This is a genomic window from Algoriphagus sp., assembly GCF_013373065.1.
GTDB lineage: Bacteria > Bacteroidota > Bacteroidia > Cytophagales > Cyclobacteriaceae > Algoriphagus.
Genome location: NZ_JABXIN010000012.1, coordinates 79,994 through 96,742, shown reverse-complemented (window position 1 = coordinate 96,742; position 16,749 = coordinate 79,994). Strand labels below are relative to the sequence as shown.

15 protein-coding genes and 1 other RNA gene are annotated in these 16,749 nt (G+C 41.8%); 9 read left to right on the top strand and 7 right to left on the bottom strand.

What is annotated here, in order from left to right; translation table 11 throughout:
- Positions 1-15 precede the first annotated feature (15 nt).
- Genes HWE15_RS08490 through HWE15_RS08475 form a run of 4 tightly spaced genes read left to right on the top strand, consistent with a single transcriptional unit; the run spans position 16 to position 4,066 of the window.
- Complete coding sequence (locus HWE15_RS08490) at positions 16-693, top strand: N-acetylmuramoyl-L-alanine amidase (RefSeq protein WP_290507093.1); 678 nt, start codon at positions 16-18, stop codon at positions 691-693.
- Between the two features lie 3 nt (positions 694-696).
- A complete protein-coding gene (locus HWE15_RS08485) occupies positions 697-2,328 on the top strand; it encodes a family 10 glycosylhydrolase (RefSeq protein ID WP_290507092.1) in 1,632 nt (543 codons plus the stop codon).
- Positions 2,325-2,804: a GNAT family N-acetyltransferase gene (locus HWE15_RS08480; RefSeq protein ID WP_290507091.1), complete on the top strand. Its 480-nt coding sequence runs from the start codon at positions 2,325-2,327 to the stop codon at positions 2,802-2,804. The genes HWE15_RS08485 and HWE15_RS08480 overlap by 4 nt, the downstream gene beginning before the upstream one ends.
- Positions 2,801-4,066: an MFS transporter gene (locus tag HWE15_RS08475; protein WP_290507090.1), complete on the top strand. Its 1,266-nt coding sequence runs from the start codon at positions 2,801-2,803 to the stop codon at positions 4,064-4,066. Before HWE15_RS08480 ends, HWE15_RS08475 begins: the two co-directional genes overlap by 4 nt.
- 32 nt (positions 4,067-4,098) lie before the next feature.
- On the opposite strand, the gene ssrA is transcribed toward HWE15_RS08475, so the two are convergent.
- Positions 4,099-4,502, bottom strand: a transfer-messenger RNA (tmRNA) gene (gene ssrA / locus HWE15_RS08470).
- A 180-nt stretch (positions 4,503-4,682) separates the two neighbouring features.
- On the opposite strand from ssrA, the gene HWE15_RS08465 reads away from it, so the two are divergent.
- On the top strand, positions 4,683-5,828 hold the full coding sequence (locus tag HWE15_RS08465; RefSeq protein WP_290507089.1) for a DNA polymerase III subunit gamma/tau: 1,146 nt from the start codon (positions 4,683-4,685) through the stop codon (positions 5,826-5,828).
- 104 nt (positions 5,829-5,932) lie between these two features.
- On the top strand, positions 5,933-6,415 hold the full coding sequence (locus tag HWE15_RS08460; RefSeq protein ID WP_290507088.1) for a hypothetical protein: 483 nt from the start codon (positions 5,933-5,935) through the stop codon (positions 6,413-6,415).
- On the opposite strand, the gene HWE15_RS08455 is transcribed toward HWE15_RS08460, so the two are convergent.
- The 4 genes from HWE15_RS08455 to HWE15_RS08440 are packed head-to-tail and all read right to left on the bottom strand — an operon-like array spanning position 6,412 to position 10,937.
- A complete protein-coding gene (locus HWE15_RS08455; RefSeq protein WP_290507087.1) occupies positions 6,412-7,404 on the bottom strand; it encodes a DUF3078 domain-containing protein in 993 nt (330 codons plus the stop codon). The two genes, HWE15_RS08460 and HWE15_RS08455, sit on opposite strands and share 4 nt — an antisense overlap.
- Positions 7,405-7,427: 23 nt before the next feature.
- On the bottom strand, positions 7,428-9,005 hold the full coding sequence (locus HWE15_RS08450; protein WP_290507086.1) for a LysM peptidoglycan-binding domain-containing protein: 1,578 nt from the start codon (positions 9,003-9,005) through the stop codon (positions 7,428-7,430).
- Between the two features lie 58 nt (positions 9,006-9,063).
- Positions 9,064-9,708: an O-methyltransferase gene (locus HWE15_RS08445; protein WP_290507085.1), complete on the bottom strand. Its 645-nt coding sequence runs from the start codon at positions 9,706-9,708 to the stop codon at positions 9,064-9,066.
- Positions 9,709-9,710: 2 nt separating this feature from the next.
- Entirely contained in the window at positions 9,711-10,937 is a 1,227-nt protein-coding gene (locus tag HWE15_RS08440) for a pitrilysin family protein (protein ID WP_290507084.1), read from the bottom strand.
- Between the two features lie 138 nt (positions 10,938-11,075).
- Between HWE15_RS08440 and HWE15_RS08435 the strand changes: the two genes are divergently transcribed.
- Positions 11,076-12,365: an aminopeptidase P family protein gene (locus HWE15_RS08435; RefSeq protein WP_290507083.1), complete on the top strand. Its 1,290-nt coding sequence runs from the start codon at positions 11,076-11,078 to the stop codon at positions 12,363-12,365.
- A gap of 29 nt (positions 12,366-12,394) precedes the next feature.
- On the opposite strand, the gene HWE15_RS08430 is transcribed toward HWE15_RS08435, so the two are convergent.
- The gene (locus HWE15_RS08430) at positions 12,395-13,246 is read right to left on the bottom strand and encodes an endonuclease/exonuclease/phosphatase family protein (RefSeq protein WP_290507082.1); all 852 of its coding nucleotides are present in this window, start codon (positions 13,244-13,246) and stop codon (positions 12,395-12,397) included.
- A gap of 121 nt (positions 13,247-13,367) precedes the next feature.
- Here HWE15_RS08430 and HWE15_RS08425 point away from each other — a divergent pair, with 121 nt between their 5' ends.
- Positions 13,368-14,261 carry a flavin reductase family protein gene (locus tag HWE15_RS08425; protein WP_290507081.1) on the top strand — a complete coding sequence of 298 codons (894 nt, stop codon included), beginning with the start codon at positions 13,368-13,370 and terminating at the stop codon, positions 14,259-14,261.
- 150 nt (positions 14,262-14,411) lie between these two features.
- On the opposite strand, the gene sppA is transcribed toward HWE15_RS08425, so the two are convergent.
- Complete coding sequence (sppA, locus tag HWE15_RS08420; protein WP_290507080.1) at positions 14,412-16,178, bottom strand: signal peptide peptidase SppA; 1,767 nt, start codon at positions 16,176-16,178, stop codon at positions 14,412-14,414.
- A 69-nt stretch (positions 16,179-16,247) separates the two neighbouring features.
- Between sppA and folK the strand changes: the two genes are divergently transcribed.
- On the top strand, positions 16,248-16,736 hold the full coding sequence (gene folK / locus HWE15_RS08415; RefSeq protein ID WP_290507079.1) for a 2-amino-4-hydroxy-6-hydroxymethyldihydropteridine diphosphokinase: 489 nt from the start codon (positions 16,248-16,250) through the stop codon (positions 16,734-16,736).
- Positions 16,737-16,749 lie beyond the last annotated feature (13 nt).

The window sequence follows — 16,749 nt, the reverse complement described above, 5'->3', positions numbered from 1 at the left end:
AAATTTGATTGCATTATGAAAAAAAGTTGGTTTTCATTCTCCTTTTTACTGGGGTTTTTACCCTTGATGATTTTTTCCTGTGCTCCCAAATCAACCTTTCGGATTTTTGAAAAACCCATCACTTGGAATGATGAGCGAGAGGCTTTGTCGATTCAATACCTCAAAGACCGTCATGGGCTGATTCAAGAAACTGCTACTATCAAACCTCAAATGGTGGTAGTGCATTGGACAGCTATTGATAATATCGAAGTGACCTTTGATGTTTTTGATAGTCCAACTTTAGGGGGTAGAGAAGATCTTACCAGCGCGAGTAATCTCAATGTGTCGAGCCAGTTTTTGATCGATCGAGATGGGACTATCTTTCGGCTTTTACCAGATACTACATTTGCCAGGCATACCATCGGCTTGAATTATTGTGCCATCGGAATTGAAAATGTGGGAGGGCCTGATGCTCCTCTGACAGATGAGCAACTGGTGGCAAACGAAGAACTTATTCGCTATTTGAAGAAAAAATACCCTGCGATTGACTATGTGATCGGGCATCACGAGTATCAGCTTTTTCAGGAGACACCACTTTGGAAAGAGGCTGACCCTGATTATCGGACTGTCAAAACCGATCCTGGGGATGCTTTTATGAACAAACTTCGAAAAAACCTCTCTGATCTAGGACTTCAACCCCTTCCCAAGTTCTGATTTATGAATCGATACGTTTCATTACTTTTTTTGCTTTTCGGATTTTTGTTTCTGATGGTAGCTTGTAAAACGCAGCAAACCATTCCTCAAAAAGTTGAACCGAAACCGGAAACCCCGAGAGAAGAAACCCCTAAAATAGAACCTATACCACCTTCTGAAAAAACAGATTTTGTAGAGGTGAATTTTGAATTGCCACAACAACCTCGGGAATTTAGAGGATTCTGGGTGGCCACAGTGGTAAATATTGATTGGCCGGAATCAGGTACCGATTCCTGGGAAAAGCAAAAGGCTGATTTTTTGAAGCTTCTAGATTATTATCAAGGTTTGAACTTCAATGCAGCAATTGTGCAGATTCGAGCTGCAGGGGATGCATTTTATCCAAGTAATTACGCTCCTTGGTCCCGATATCTTACGGGGCAGGAAGGAAAGTCTCCCCAAACCTTAGAAAATCCCCTCTCCTGGATGATTCGCGAGACACATCTTCGAGGAATAGAATTTCATGCTTGGCTCAATCCCTACCGGGCAACCTTTGATGATAAGACAGAATTACTGAGTCCAGATCATGATTTTTTTCTACATCCCGATTGGATGTTGAATTATGGTTCTAAGTATTATTACAATCCAGGTTTGCCTGAAGTCAAAGAACATTTGAAAAAAATCATTCAGGAAATAGTTTATAATTATGATGTGGATGCCATTCATTTTGATGACTATTTCTACCCATATAAGGTAGCTAACCAAGAATTTCCCGATCAGGCTACCTTTCAAAAATTCAAGAAATCAGGTCAAAGCATAGCCGATTGGCGAAGAGAAAATGTAAATACCTTGGTGAAAGAAGTGTGTCAGACGATCAAAGCTTCCAAACCATGGGTTCAATTTGGGATTTCCCCATTTGGAGTGTGGAGAAATAAAGACAAAGACCCCAATGGCTCTGCCACACAAGCTGGACAAACAAACTTTGATGATCTCTACGCAGATCCATTAACCTGGATGGAAAATAAGTGGATCGATTACCTGATTCCACAGCTTTACTGGAGTATGGACTTTTCCTTGGCAAGTTATCGGGTGCTCAGTGACTGGTGGAATGAGCGATCTTTTGGAACTGCCGTTTACATCGGTAATGGTCCTTACAAAATTCGCGATAATGCTGATGTGGCTTGGAATGATCCCGAAGAATTAATCCGACAGGTAGCTTATATCCGTACCTTGCCTGCATTGGGTGGCAATTCTTATTTTTCTGCAAAATCGCTCTATTCCAAAAATCAGGATGTAGCAGGATTACTAAAAAATCAATTGTATGATAAACCCGTGCTTCCACCGGCATTTGAACCTAGACAGCAAGTTGAAATTAGTATGCCGCAGGTTCGTGGCCTGAGTAATGAAGGACAAGAACTCCGATTGGAACTTGATGGTCCTCTTGATCCAGCGATCCGATATGTCCTGTTTCGAGAGGGGAAAAGCCTTGAAAGCTTACAAACTGCTCCTATTCAAAAAATTTGGGTGGGAGGTTCCCGAGTATCAAATCTGGCTATCAGAACAAGTAATCAGGAGTTTTTGGCTATCCATTGGCTTGATCATTTTGGTAGGATCCTAGGATCGCAGGTATTTCATAATCTAAGCCCTTCTTTGCCATGAAAGATATGCTCGTTAGACTCCTTGAACTCCCGGATGTTTCCGATTTGCAAAAAAGACTTTTTGAAAAAGACAAGGTCGTATTTCGAAGAGCCATTGCTCCAGAGAAGCATTTGGTAAGTGAATGGGTCCTAGAGCAATTTGGAGAGTATTGGAAATCAGAAGTGGAGGTAGCCTTTTCCCGGCAGCCCATTACTTGCTGGATCGCCCAACGGGAAAATCAAATCCTGGGATTTGCTTGCTATGAGAGCACAGCCAGGAATTTTTTTGGCCCTACTGGGACCAAAGAAACCGAAAGGGGCAAAGGGATTGGCAAAGTTCTTTTGATCAAATCCTTGGAATCCCTTCGGGAAATGGGATATGCCTATGCAATTATTGGGGGAGTAGGCCCGGCGGAGTTTTATGAAAAGGCAGTTGGAGCTCAAATTATTGAAGGCTCTGAAGTCAGTATTTATAAGCATTTATTAAGAAAATCATGACCCAACATCAATCGAAAAACCCTTGGATTTGGGTGCCTTCTTTGTATTTGACCGAGTCTCTGCCCTATGTTATTATCATTACGGTTTCGGTGATCATGTACAAAAGCCTCGGCGTATCTAATTCCGATATCGGTTTATACACTTCCTTTTTGTATTTGCCTTGGGTCATCAAACCTATTTGGAGTCCCATCCTGGAGTTGTTTGGTAATAAGAAGCAATGGTTTTTAACAATGCAATTGATCCTTTCTCTAGTCTTTTTGGGCGTAGGCTTGACGACAGGTTTGAATCAATTTTTTCTGATCACGCTTGCCTTTTTCTGGATGGGAGCTTTTGCTTCTGCAACTAATGATATTGCCTCCGATGGGCTTTATTTGATCGCTTTAAAACCTGACCAGCAAAGTTTCTTCGTGGGGATGCGGAGTACTTTTTATCGGGTTGGGATGATTACAGGTCAGGGTTTGATTGTCATTGGAGCAGGCTTTTTGGAAGAAAAATTCGGCGATCCCTCGACCGCTTGGTCTTGGACCATGATTGGGGTGGCCGGTTTGATGTTGCTTTTGACTGGGATTAACTTCCTTGCTACTCCGAAAGTAATCGAGGAGCGTGTTTCTAAAGAAGATCAACCTAGTTTTGGGAAAGTATTTTCTAGTTTTTTTACCAAGAAAAACATTGGTTTATCACTAGCTTTTGTTCTCCTCTACCGGCTTGGGGAATCGCAATTGGTTAAAATGGCCTCACCGTTTTTTTTGGATGATCGGGCAAAAGGAGGCTTGGGACTGACGGTAACCGAAGTAGGATATTTGTATGGGACTCTAGGGGTAATTGCTTTGCTCGTAGGAGGGATTGTCGGCGGAATCCTGATTTCGAGACATGGGCTAGGAAAATGGATGATTCCCATGGTTTTCGCCATCAACGCACCCAATTTGGGTTATGTCTTACTTTCTTGGTATCAGCCTGAAAGTATTCTTTTTCCAGCGACAGTTGTACTGATTGAGCAGTTGGGTTATGGGTTTGGTTTTGCGGCATATATGGTGTTTTTGATTTTCCTGGCTGAAGGATTATATAAAACAGCCCATTATGCCTTGGCTACAGGTTTTATGGCCTTGGGAATGATGGTTCCGGGAATGATCTCAGGATATATGCAGGAATGGTTGGGCTATCCCGGCTTCTTCGTATGGGTTGTGATTGCTACGATTCCAAGTTTTATCATGGCCTATTCTGCCAAATACCCTAAGGAATTTGGGAAGAAATCTGAGGCATAAAAAAATCCCCCCAACTAAAATGGAGGGATTTGGTGTGGAGCTGGCGAGATTCGAACTCGCGTCCAGATAAGGAAACACCGTACCGTCTACATGCTTAGTCACCGATTGGGTTTTCGACCAGACTATGCTGGGTGACACACCTGAGTCTGGCTTAGCGATTAAAACTTAAGCTCGCATAATCGCATCACAAGCCGCAGCCCGATCAAGTCGACACCTCGAATCCGCCCGGATCAGACAACAGACGGTGAGATGTGGCTGGGGAATCCGCCTTGCGGACTCAACCCTTTAAGCGATCTATCCTCTTGAGGTTAGATTATGCAGCCATGGCGTAAGAAGTTTCGCCATTTATCGTTCGTATGAATCTTTCAAGGCCGTACATACTCCAGCCTGCATGCGAGCCCGATCTTTACACTTACTGTCAAAACCGGTCAGCCCCAATTCAATGGGAAGACAAATGTAAATCTAATTTGGTTCCCTTCAAGGAAAAAATAAGAGGATGTTTGTGGCCGATAAAAAGAACGAAAACTAGAAACCTTCCCGCCCTTTTTGAAATTTTTCAATTTTCAAATCTTCCAATCTTTCATTCCAATCAAAGAGATTTTTATATCTTGCAGCGATGGAAAATTTTGTCGTTTCGGCACGTAAATACAGACCTGATAATTTCAAAAGTGTAGTTGGGCAGCAGCATATTACAACGACACTACAGAATGCAATCAAAAACAACCATTTAGCACAAGCATTTTTATTTTGTGGCCCTCGTGGTGTAGGGAAAACCACCTGCGCACGTATTTTGGCAAAAACCATCAACTGTGAAAATCGCGGAGAAGATCAGGAGGCTTGTGGCTCTTGTGAGTCTTGCGTTTCCTTCCAAAATAACGCTTCTTTCAATATTTATGAGCTAGATGCGGCCTCTAACAATTCCGTAGATGATATTCGGAATCTCGTAGAACAGGTGCGTTATGCTCCTCAAAAAGGCCAATACAAAGTATACATCATTGATGAGGTTCACATGCTTTCAGCCAGTGCCTTCAATGCCTTTTTGAAGACACTAGAGGAGCCGCCGAAGTATGCGATTTTTATTTTGGCCACGACTGAAAAGCATAAAATTCTTCCGACTATTCTTTCCAGATGTCAGATTTTTGATTTCAATCGAATCCAAGTCAAGCATATTTCCGAACACTTGCAATACATCGCCAAGCAAGAGCAGGTAGATTATGAAGAAGAGGCCCTTCGCTTGATTGCGGCAAAAGCTGATGGAGCCCTTCGGGATGCTCTCTCTATTTTCGATTTAATTGTCACTTACTCTGCCGGCAAAAAGGTCACCTACCAAGAGACCATTTCCAACCTTCATATTTTGGATTATGACTACTATTTTAAGGTAGTTGATGCTCTGCTCGAAGGAGATATTTCAAAGAGTTTGTTGATTTTTGATGAAATCCAACGGAATGGATTTGATGGTCACAATTTCATCGTTGGTCTTTCCGAGCATTTCAGGGATTTGCTGGTATCTCAGGATGAGCAGACGGTTGACTTGATGGAAGTTTCTGATGAAGTGAAAGTCCGTTACCTAGAGCAAGCGAGACAGACGAGCCAATCGTTTTTACTTTCAGCACTTAATTTGGCGAATCAGTGTGATATCCATTATAAAGCCAGCAAAAATCAACGCTTGCATGTGGAATTGGCGTTGATGAAAATGGCAAAAATTCCAGCCGCATTGCAATTGGCTGCCTTGTCGGTGGAGGATTCAAAAAAAAAAGTCTAAAAGCTGAGTCAAGTCCTGGTTCTGAGACTTCCAACCAGCAAGCTTCGACTGAAATACACACCAAGGTAACCCCTGTCCAAAGGACTATCTCGGTTCCAACCAATTTGGCACAAGCCAAAAAATTCCGCAAGCAGGAGGTTTCAACGCCTAAACAAGAAGTTTCTGAGGCAGCTAAAGAAAAAGAATCCCCGGTTGAGCTAATTCCTTCCACTTCTGTTCAGCATCTTTCTCGAGAATTGGTAGAAAAGCATCTCCCTGATATTCTTGCTCATTTTAAAAGTCAGGGGAAAAACTTGGAGCTTGCCATTCTTCAACAACCAATTAAAGTCCAAAATGGGGATTTGGTGATTGAGGTGATTGGTACGGTCCAAGAAGAGATCGCTGAAAAGATGAAACCGGAATTGATTGGTTTGGTTAGAAAATTGACCGGAGCTAACTCTTTTTCAGTTCAATTAGAGGTCAAAGAGGAAGTTCATGAGTCCCATCAGAAACTTTATACCGATCGAGACAAGATGAATTTTCTTCTAAAAAAGCATCCTGCTTTGATGGAGTTGGCTAAGAAATTTGAGTTGGATACCGACTTCTAAAAATCCAGGGATATCCCAAAGTTAATCAGGTTTTGGAGCTGCACGGCCTGTTTGGAAGTACCGTTGTCCTGTTTGATAAAAACCTCTTCGTCATAAATAATAGCAGTCTCAATCCGGGTAGAAATATATTTGTTTACTTTCAATCGGATGATTGAATTTAAGTTCACAACCATATTTCCGAAGCGTTCATAATTGGAAAAAAGGTTCAGCTCTGCTTTCCATGTCACATTTTCCATCAACTGAAAGCCATTGATGGATGTGTTGAGGGACATTCCTGCTTCCGCTCTGACATTTTCTCCCGGGGTCACCCCAAAGGCTCCAGCATTACTTAAGGAGTCATTCATGACAATGGTGAATCGTCCTGTAAATGGAGATAAAATGACGGATAACTTTCCTCCCTTTTCATAGGTCTTTCGATAATTCAGACCCGTTGAAGACTGTACATATCCTGGTGAAAGCAAGTCAGAAATTTTGGTCCGTACGTCTGTTTCGCTTCCGGAAGGCCTGGAGTATTTAAAACCTTCCAACAGTTGCGTTCGAGCATCAATTTGTGTGGAGAGGTAATAGACTTCAGAAAGCTCCCGGCCATAATTACTGACAAATACGAAGTTATCATTGGTTTTCCGAGTCTGATATTGCCGATCAGATTGGCGGTTGAAACCAAGATTGATGGTAAGCTGCGTATCCCAAACCTTTTTATCTTTCTTGTAATTAGCAAAAAGGGAAACTCCTGAGTTGAGGGCAAAGGAAGATGCCCCACCAGCAGCCCAGTTGCTTAGGGTAACTTGCTGAATATTCAGGTTGTAATTGCCTCCCGTTTTCCAGAAGATTTCCTTCACGGGCTCTTCAATCAACAAAGAATCTCCAAGCATAAGAAGTGTGTCCCCATTGATCAAGACTGTATCAGGAATAATCTGCCTGTCTTGGGCGAGTAGTTTTCCCCCAAGCCCCATGAAAATAAGGCAAACAAAAAATAAAAATCGGCTCATAGGATTTTTGAGACAGGCTGAAATCAGGGCTTGAAGATAGTTAATTTCTGCCCCACACTGATGATATTTTGATTCCCGATTCGATTCCAACTTTTCAGTTGGTCCACTGTCACTCCATATTTTTTACTGATCCCATACAATGTATCTCCAGGAGAAACAATATGTGTTAAGCTACTTCCTGCGCTAGAAGCTGTTGGCTGTGATTTTGAGGATTGCATTCGTCCCGAATTTCCCTGACTTGAAGTGTTTGTGTTTTTTGCGACCACCTCTTTGGAGGCTTGCCTTATTGGAACAATCGGAATATCTTCCCCTCTTTTTCTGTGTTCCTGCAGATTCAATACCATTCCCGCCTTCAAGTCTTGATCTCTTCGAATTCGGTTTTTCGCTTTCAAAGCAGAAAGCTTGATCCCGTATTTCTGCGAAATGCTCCATAGGGTTTCTCCGGGTTGAACGATATGAGTCGCTACATCTGCTTTTGTTTTCTTCTTTTCGGTATAATAGTACTCTCCCGCTTCGATCCGCTCACCAGCTTCTAGGTCGTTTAGGCGTCTGAATTTTTTCTCTTTGATTCCGATTTGATCTGCAAAATTTGCTTGAGTTGTTGTTTTGCCTGCCTGGACCCCATCTAATTCATTGACGGTAATTTGGTCAGGCTGGGTTGATTTGCTGGTATTTCCCCCAATTCTCGGATAGGAATTTGCAGTACTATATTTTGGTGAAGTACTCGTTGCCGGGTTGGTAGATTTGTTTTTTTCGACAATTGCAGGTTTGAAATCCAATTCATCCGTGGAAATAAACACCAGCGAATACGTTCTTCCTCCTGGAATTTTCCCATTGGATGTCCATTTGTTCATTTCCTGTAGATGTTCTTCAGAGACCTTGTATTTTTTAGCTAAATCAGAGAGGGTAGTAGGACCTTGAACCTTCACTTCTACTAATCTCGGACTTCCTGCACTTGCGAAAACGGTCAATTGATTTTCGAAGGCGACTTTGTGAGCCAGGAATTTCTTGAAATACCAATGCGAGTTTCGGTCGATATCTACGATTCGTTTTCCATTGTATCGAGTTCCAAAGTAGCCTTTGGCCCCGCCCAATCCCATTTGATAGGAAACAAGCGCACACATCCAATTATCGAAACTTTCATTGTGTTTTTTCAGGTAAAGTGCCGCGCCGCGGGAAGAATTGACAATATTTTTTCGATCATCGATTTGTCGATCTACCTGAAGAAATACTTCTTCTGCTGTACCTTGTTTGAACTGCCAAAAACCCACCGCATTGGAAGTGGAGACGGCATCCGCAATCAAACCGCTTTCTTGAATGACTAAATATTTCAAATCCTGAGGAACTCCCACTGCTTGAAATTCACGCTCGACAATCGGCATGTAAAGCTTAACTCGATCGAGTTTGATTTGAAAATGTTTGGGACTTCGATAAAGTGCATCCACATCCAGCTGAATTTCACGTCTTGCCTGCGGATTGATTCGGACAATCATATTGGCAAATTCCATCTCGGCAGGAACTTGGGGGATTTGGGCCAATGCTTCTCCCCAAAGGCTAATCAAAAGAAAAATAGAAAAAGCGAGTCTGGAAATAATCTTCATTTTCAGGATAAGAATTTTACTGCCTCACCCTGTTGCAAAAATGATTCCTAAAATATGATTAAAGCTTTCTTGCTAGCATGATTCCATCCCGAAGGGGGAGAAGGATGTTTTCCACCCGACTATCTTCTTCAACAAATTGATTGAAATCCAATAAAGCAGCGGTGTCTTTATCCAGTTTTTTTCTCCCTTTGGGAAGGACTTTTCCAGACCAGAGTACATTATCCGCTAGGATTACTCCACCTGAAGGTACCCGATCAATTACTAATTGGTAGTAGGTTAGATAATTTTCCTTATCAGCATCAATGAAAACAAAATCAAAATCTCCTGGGATTTGAGGGATTAAATCCAAGGCATTTCCCAATCGATAGTCTATTTTCTCATTCAGACCACTTTCTTCAAAGAATCCCCGTACACGATCCTCCAATTCATCATTGATATCCAGCGTAATCAGTTTTCCACTTTCACCAAGCCCTTTCGCAAGGCAAATGGCAGAGTACCCGGTGTATGTTCCTATTTCAAGAATAGTCTGAGGGCGATACATTTTGACTAGAAGCTCAAGGAATTTTCCTTGTAATGGTCCCGAAAGCATTCGGGGCATGAGTACCTTGGCTTGGGTTTCCCGAGTGATTTTTTGAAGAATTTCTTCTTCGGAACTGGTATGAGCCTCACAATAGGCGAGCAATTCAGGATCAATGAACTCCATGCTTAATTCGGTAAATAAGTGAGTTGGGTGATTTGATTCGGCTCAAAAATCTCATTGGCAATCTCCAACAATTCTTCGGCTGTGGTTTGCCTGATTTGGTCAAAAATCCGTTCTAAGGGGTCGATTTTCCCATGGTCGATTAGGCTTTTTCCAAAGACCAACATCAAGGCAGCATAATTTTCTTCAGCCATAGCCATTTGCCCCATGGCTTGTTCTTTTGCCATGTGAAGCTGAAGGGTGCCCAATTTTTTGTCCCGAAGCCGATTCATTTCTTTTTGGACAATTTTGATGGCTTTATTCAAGGTTTTTTCTTCGGTGCCGAAAAAAATACCAAAGAATCCAACATCGGAAAATGGCTGATAACTTGATTCGATGCTGTAAACCAAGCCATGCTTTTCCCGAAGGGCCATATTCAACCTGCTATTCATACTCGGACCTCCCAAAATATTATTTAGCAGATATAATTTATATCGCTTGGGGTCGTGGAGGGAATAGGCAGGTCTTCCCATTCCACATAGAGATTGCGTAATGTCTCGCTTGACTTGTTCAGTTTTTGCTTGATAATCTTTAAATCCACTTCGTAAATAGAGGGTTCGTTTGGTTGGGATTTCGGAAAGCATTCCTTCAATAGCTCTGATTGCTTTGGAGAATGAAATGTTTCCTACCACCGAAAACACGATCTGTGAAGTGTCAAGGCGACTTGCGATGAAATCAAAAAAATCCTGCTGAGTGAATTTTCCGACTGTTTCTTCACTTCCAAGAATATTTCGACCGAGCGAATGATGTTCAAAGACCAAGGCGTCCAATTCATCCTGAATAGAATCGTCCGGCGAGTCCCGGTACATGGCCATTTCCTCCAAAATCACTTGACGCTCTTTTTCGATTTCTTTGGCTGGAAAAGTAGAATTGAAGGTGATATCAAAAAGTAATTCGGCCGCTTTCGCATAATGGTCCTTCAAGACAGAAGCATAAAAACAGATTTTTTCTTTCGTTGTGTAGGCATTCAACTCTCCTCCCAAAGATTCGAGACGATTAAGGATGTGAAAGGTCTTTCGCTTTTTCGTTCCTTTGAAGGCCATGTGTTCCCAAAAATGGGCTAATCCTTCTTGTTCTTTCGTCTCGTCGCGACTCCCAATATTCAGGATAAATCCACAATGAACCAATCGGGTATGGGTCACTTCTTGATGGACAATCCGAATGCCATTGGCAAGTTCTTTTACTTGATGCATAGCTTTTTTAATCAACCAAAAATCAAAATCCAAAGTCTTTTGGAATACTGAGAAGATTATCTCAATTTCAATCTCCGGTTTTACAAAGAAAGTAATTTTCCAACCGGTACTTAATTCAATTTCAAATTTATTATCGGAATGAAATATACCCCACTTCCAGCGGATCTCTACATTCGAAACAGAGCAAAATTAGCACAGAAATTAGCCAAAAATTCAGTCGCTGTCCTCAATTCCAATGATATTATGCCTACTAATGCAGATGGCACGATGAAGTTTCGGCAGAATAATGACTTGTTTTATCTCTGTGGGATCGATCAGGAAGAGACTATTTTATTGCTAGCTCCAGATTGCCCAAATCCTGCTTGGAGGGAGGTATTGTTTCTTCGGGAGACAAATGAGCATATTGCAATTTGGGAAGGACATAAGTACACAAAGGAGGAAGCCGAAAGTGCATCAGGTATTAAAAACATTCATTGGCTCGCTGACTTTGACCTCATTTTTAATTCGGTAATGGCTTTGTCTGAGCGGGTTTTTCTCAACACCAATGAACATCTTCGAGCCGGAGTGGTGGTGGAAACCCGAGATGCTCGTTTTATCAAATCCTGTAAAGAACGCTATCCGCTTCATGAATACGAGCGCCTAGCACCAATCATGCACGAATTGCGTGGAGTAAAAGAACAAGAGGAAATCGATCAGCTTCAAATAGCCTGTGATATCACAGAGAAAGGCTTTCGTAGAATCCTGAATTTTGTTAAACCGGGAGTTACTGAATACGAAATCGAAGCAGAGTTTTTGCATGAGTTTGTTTGCAGAAGAAGTAAGGGTTTTGCTTATGAACCGATTATTGCTTCTGGACCTGCGGCTTGCGTGTTGCACTACATTGAAAACAACAAGGTGTGTCAGGCTGGAGATTTATTGTTGATGGATGTGGGAGCCGAATACGGAAATTATAACGCGGATATGACTAGGACCATTCCTGTGAATGGCCGTTTTACCGATAGACAAAAAGCAGTTTATAATGCGGTCCTTCGGGTTCAACGGGAAGCCATGAATATTTTGAGACCAGGGGTAACCATTCAGGATTATCATAAAGAAGTAGGGTTGATTATGCAATCCGAGCTTCTGGGACTTGGATTAATTGATCAAACCGATATCAAAAACCAAGATCCGAATTGGCCGGCCTATAAAAAATACTTTATGCATGGCACTTCCCATCATTTGGGATTGGATGTCCATGATGTAGGGACCATGCATTACCCAATTACGGCAGGAATGGTATTTACGGTAGAACCGGGAATTTACATTCAAGAAGAAGGCTTGGGGGTTCGTTTGGAAAATGATATCGTTATTAAAGAAAATGGTTATTTCGATTTGATGCGGAATATTCCCATCGAAGTAGAAGAAATCGAAGAGTTGATGAATGCATAAAAAAAGCCCCAATTGGGGCTTTTTCAGTTTTAGAATTTGACTTCTACCATGACAGGAAAGTGATCCGAAGGGTATTTTTTGCCATAATTATCACTAAGAATTCCATGTCGGAGAACCTGTGCGTCACCGTTGATAAATATGTGATCGATGATGCCATCCGGTAAAACCTCCCAATCGAAGCCAGTAAATGTTCCTCTTGGGCCATAGGATGGATTTTTGGATATCAAACGTGTGTCTTTCCAGCCTGAAGATTGGATGATGGTGGTGTATGCGGGATTGTCAGGAGTCACATTAAAATCTCCAAGCAAAATTACCGGTAAACTTTGGGTATTGATTTCCTCAATTTTTTGGACAACGAGTTTGCTGCTTTCTTCTCTTGCCTGCTGACCAATGTGATCATAATGAATGTTGAAAACATAAAATTGGTTTCCATCAGAATCTTCAAATTTTCCCCAAGAGCAAATTCGGTTCAAGGCTGCATCCCATCCCTTGCTCGGTTTTTCAGGAGTGGGGGAGAGCCAGAATGTCCCTTCCTCATGCACTTTAAATTCCTTGGGATCAAAAAATACTGCAGTGTATTCTCCTTTTTCATCTCCATCATCCCGGCCCACACCCAAGTATTGATAACCTAGCGCATCCTGAAGTTGGGTTACTTGGTGATGCAAGCCTTCCTGAATACCGAAAAGACCAATTTTATGAAACTCTATTAACCCAACTACATGAGGAAGCCGATCTTTCCAAAGATTTCCCTCATCATTGGGATTGTCCCAGCGGATATTAAACGTGGCCACTTGGTGATTTTGAGCCGATATGGTAGCATTAATTGCTACTAGAAAAAAGAGGGAAAAAGCCAAGCTGAGACGATTTGTGAGATTCTTCATGGAACTATTCGGATTCTTTTTGTTTATCATTTAAAAATGCCTTTTAATTTGAAGAAAAGAAAAGCCTTAGTGTAATTCATAGGCTCTTTTGAAATCTGAATCCCTGAATCTTAAAAATTAAATGAAGACAATTTATCCCAAAGACCTACCGATTCCTCAATTTCATGCCTTGTTGCAGGGGAGTATTGCACCCCGTCCGATAGCATTCGCCAGTACAATCGATGCAGAGGGAAATGTGAATTTGAGTCCCTTTAGTTTTTTCAATTTATTCAGTACCAATCCACCCATTTTGATTTTTTCCCCTTCTCGCCGTGTTCGTGACAACACCACCAAGCATACCTTGGAAAATGTTCATGAGGTTCCGGAAGTCGTCATCCATGTGGTTCATTTTGGAATGGTTGAGCAGATGTCTTTGGCAAGTACCGAGTATCCAAAGGGTGTTGATGAATTTGTGAAAGCTGGATTTACTCCCGTGGCATCTACCCATGTTAAACCTCCCCGAATTAAAGAGGCGAGAGTTTCATTTGAGTGTAAAGTGAATGAGGTAAAACCCTTAGGAGATCAAGGAGGCTCTGGGAACTTAGTAATTTGTGAGGTTCTGTGTGTACATGTGGACGAAGCAATATTCAACGAAAAAGGAGTCATAGATCCTCATAAGCTCGATTTAGTTGCAAGGCTGGGAGGTAATTGGTACTCCCGTACTCATGGCCCCTGTCTTTTTGAGATTCCCAAGCCTTTGAGCACGATGGGGATAGGAGTAGATCAGATACCAGAGGAAATAAGAAACAGTCCTGTTTTGACTGGAAATAATTTAGGGAGGTTAGGGAATGTAGAAAGCCTGCCTGCTGAGGAAGAGATTTTGGATTTTGGAAAGAGTCCAATGATTGAAGAAATGCGGGCTCGTTTTCAAAATGACCAAGCGAGTTGGATTGATCATTTACATCGCTATGCCCAAGAAGTTTTGGAAGGAGGGGATGTGAAAAAGGCCTGGTTGATTTTATTACAAAAAGCTTAAAAAAAGAGGCTGGCTCAAAAGAGTTACGTAATTGCGATCCGTCGTGGCGGAGAAGCAATCTATCCCGATTTAATTTAAATCAATATTGAGATCGCTTCGTTTCCCTCGCGATGACGTAACCTTGGGCTTTCGAGCCAGCCTCTATCTCGTCTAGTAGATTTTTATTTCTTGAGGCATTCGCGCCTGAATACCTTGGTAATTTTTCACTTTTTCAAGGTTTTGATAAAGTTCAAAATATTCCCCTAGTCTCGCTTGAAGAATTTTAGTCTGAACATTGTTGGATAAATCATCCATTAATTTTTCAAACCAAGGTTTTTCCTGTGGATAATAGATAACCCGATAATCATCTCCTGCCTCGATTTTACCAGCAGCAATTTCAATTGCAGTATCCAATCCTCCCAAGACATCCACCAATCCTCGCTCTTTAGCCTGGCTACCCGTCCAAACTCTGCCAGATGCTACTTCCTTCACAGCTTCTGGACTCATGTTTCTACCCTCAGCGACCCGAGAAATAAAGATTTCATACCCTTCTTCAATAGAGTTTTGAACAATGGTTTTTTCTACTTCAGAGAGTGGTCTGGCCACATTCATGAAATCCGAAAGCTCTCCTGTAGAAACTACATCGGTGGTAATACCCAACTTGTCGTTGATCAGTTCCTGAACATTAAACCAAAGCCCAAAAATTCCTATTGACCCTGTGATGGTGTTGGGTTGAGCAACGATGGTATCCGCTGGAGCAGAAATGTAATAGCCCCCGGAAGCTGCCACTTCTCCCATTGAAACAATGACTGGTTTGACCTTCTTTGCTTCATTCATCTCTCTCCAAATAACTTCAGATGCCAAAATGGATCCCCCTGGAGAATTGACACGAAGGACGATTGCCTTCATGTTGTCGTCCTTTCGAGCTTTTCGAATTTCCTTTGCGAATTTGTCCGAGCTGATTACGCCATCCATATTTCCGCTCATGATTTCACCTTCCGCCAAGATGACCGCAATCCGATTCTTTGACGTTAAGTTTGAGCTTTTTGCAACTGAACCGAGATTGGTTGCATTGATCGTCTTGATTTCATCATCCTCACCCAAACCTAATTTTTCTCGGAGGATTGCATGGACTTCATCTTCGTAGGTTAGTCCGTCTACCAATCCATAACCTAGCGCATCTTGTGCTTTTCGAACGAGCATTTGGTTATTGATGACTAGCATGCTGTCAATAGCAATTTCTCGGGAATTGGCTACTGAGCGGATCATTTCTTGGTTGATGTCATCAAGAAAATATTGTGTTTGCAGTCGGTTTTCCGGACTCATTTTATCAAGGATAAAAGGCTCAACGGCACTTTTAAATTCACCCACTCGGAAAACAACAGGTTTAATCCCCACTTTTTCGAAAAAGCCTTTAAGGAATATTACTTCAGAGGCCAATCCATTAAAATCAATAGCGCCCATTGGGTTTAGGTAAACTTCATCGGCAACTGACGCTAAATAATATCCTCCTTCAGAATAGGCTTCGTCATAGGCAATGATGAACTTACCGGATTCTTTGAAGCTTTCAAGCTCTTCCCGAAGTTCCAATAAGTTGGCTTGGCCTGCTAAAATAAGCCCGGTATTCAAATAAATTCCTTGGATTTTATCATTGGTTTTTGCTTCGCGAATCGCTTTTTTCAAATTCACCAAACCTGCCTGAAGTCCACCTCCAAATGGGTTTCCAAAAGGTCCAAAATTGAGGTCTTCATCTGAGGTTCGTTCGACCAAAGCCCGCCCGTTGAGGTTTAGATGTAGAATTGAATTATCCTCTACACTTACTTCCTTTTCACCTGATGCTGCAATAATTCCAATCAGCCCAAAAAAGAGTAAAAAACTCAAAATGCTGAAGATAAATAAGCCTACAATAACTGCTAAAACGTTCCCTAAGAATTTCATAGTAATTTTATTTCCGAGCCTAAATTAGTTTAATTTGGCGTAGTATTAAAAATCAATTTTTTCATAGAAATGGTTCATGAGGCGGTTTTGATATTGGGCGGAAATCAGGGAGATCGGAAAAAACTCCTTGAAAATGCCAAAAAAGCATTAGTTCAACTCGGTGAACTTCAGGTAGAATCCCGAATCTTTGTGACAGAGGCCTGGGGAGGAGTGGCTGATGAGCCTTTCCTAAATCAAGTTGTGGTTTTAAAAACTCAGTTAGTGCCCTTGCGATTTTTAAAACAGATTCAGCAAATCGAACGAAATCTAGGCAGAAGGCGATATGTCAAATGGGGAGACCGAACCATGGATATTGATATTCTATTTTGGGATCAAAATCAAATCGATTTACCGGTTTTGAAAGTGCCCCATCCTGAGATTGCAAATAGGCGATTTGTGCTGGAGCCTTTGGCAGATGTGCTGCCTGATTTGGTTCATCCGGTATTAGGAAAAAGTATCCTGGAACTTCTACGAGAATGTACCGATACTACTTCAGTTTCCATTTTGGAAGAGTCCTAAAAAAATCCCCGAT

What these genes read in the sequence shown, in the direction of transcription:
- HWE15_RS08490 (WP_290507093.1), top strand. Translation starts at nt 16, where the DNA reads ATGAAAAAAAGTTGGTTTTCATTCTCCTTTTTACTGGGGTTTTTACCC.
- HWE15_RS08485 (WP_290507092.1), top strand. Translation starts at nt 697, where the DNA reads ATGAATCGATACGTTTCATTACTTTTTTTGCTTTTCGGATTTTTGTTT.
- HWE15_RS08480 (WP_290507091.1), top strand. Translation starts at nt 2,325, where the DNA reads ATGAAAGATATGCTCGTTAGACTCCTTGAACTCCCGGATGTTTCCGAT.
- HWE15_RS08475 (WP_290507090.1), top strand. Translation starts at nt 2,801, where the DNA reads ATGACCCAACATCAATCGAAAAACCCTTGGATTTGGGTGCCTTCTTTG.
- HWE15_RS08465 (WP_290507089.1), top strand. Translation starts at nt 4,683, where the DNA reads ATGGAAAATTTTGTCGTTTCGGCACGTAAATACAGACCTGATAATTTC.
- HWE15_RS08455 (WP_290507087.1), bottom strand. Translation starts at nt 7,404, where the DNA reads ATGAGCCGATTTTTATTTTTTGTTTGCCTTATTTTCATGGGGCTTGGG.
- HWE15_RS08450 (WP_290507086.1), bottom strand. Translation starts at nt 9,005, where the DNA reads ATGAAGATTATTTCCAGACTCGCTTTTTCTATTTTTCTTTTGATTAGC.
- HWE15_RS08445 (WP_290507085.1), bottom strand. Translation starts at nt 9,708, where the DNA reads ATGGAGTTCATTGATCCTGAATTGCTCGCCTATTGTGAGGCTCATACC.
- HWE15_RS08440 (WP_290507084.1), bottom strand. Translation starts at nt 10,937, where the DNA reads ATGCATCAAGTAAAAGAACTTGCCAATGGCATTCGGATTGTCCATCAA.
- HWE15_RS08435 (WP_290507083.1), top strand. Translation starts at nt 11,076, where the DNA reads ATGAAATATACCCCACTTCCAGCGGATCTCTACATTCGAAACAGAGCA.
- HWE15_RS08430 (WP_290507082.1), bottom strand. Translation starts at nt 13,246, where the DNA reads ATGAAGAATCTCACAAATCGTCTCAGCTTGGCTTTTTCCCTCTTTTTT.
- HWE15_RS08425 (WP_290507081.1), top strand. Translation starts at nt 13,368, where the DNA reads ATGAAGACAATTTATCCCAAAGACCTACCGATTCCTCAATTTCATGCC.
- sppA (WP_290507080.1), bottom strand. Translation starts at nt 16,178, where the DNA reads ATGAAATTCTTAGGGAACGTTTTAGCAGTTATTGTAGGCTTATTTATC.
- folK (WP_290507079.1), top strand. Translation starts at nt 16,248, where the DNA reads ATGGTTCATGAGGCGGTTTTGATATTGGGCGGAAATCAGGGAGATCGG.